The 458-nt window shown below is 46.3% G+C and carries 1 protein-coding gene; it reads left to right on the top strand.

Annotation, left to right across the window (positions count from 1 at the left end):
* A partial coding sequence (locus K0039_RS25275) for a TonB-dependent receptor (protein WP_228106881.1) occupies positions 1 to 458 on the top strand: 458 nt, incomplete at both ends.

Below are 458 nucleotides of genomic sequence, written 5' to 3'. Positions count from 1 at the left end.
ACCGTTGGTTGGGATCATATTAGTGATTATACCCGTCACGATCATGACATCTGGTACACCGAACTTTCATGTACATATGGTGATATTACAGGGCGTTGCACCCGTGGCGGATTAGGACACATTTCCCAGGCTGTAGATAATTACACCTTCAAAACACGCCTGGACTGGCAAAAATTCGCCGTGGGTAATGTTTCGCATCAACCCTACTTCGGCGCGGAATACATCTATTCCGATGCGTGGACTGAACGCCATAACCAGTCTGAATCCTATGTGATTAATGCTGCCGGAAAGAAAACTAACCATACCATTTACCATAAAGGTAAAGGCCGCCTGGGAATTGACAACTACACGCTGTATATGGCGGATCGCATTAGCTGGCGTAATGTGTCATTAATGCCCGGCGTGCGGTATGACTATGACAACTATCTGTCAAACCACAATATCTCCCCACGCTTTAT

Source organism: Terrisporobacter mayombei (assembly GCF_020748465.1).
In the GTDB taxonomy this organism is placed as follows: domain Bacteria; phylum Bacillota; class Clostridia; order Peptostreptococcales; family Peptostreptococcaceae; genus Terrisporobacter; species Terrisporobacter mayombei.
The sequence above is the reverse complement of the archived record's forward strand: the minus strand, read 5'-3'. Positions and strand labels throughout refer to the sequence as shown.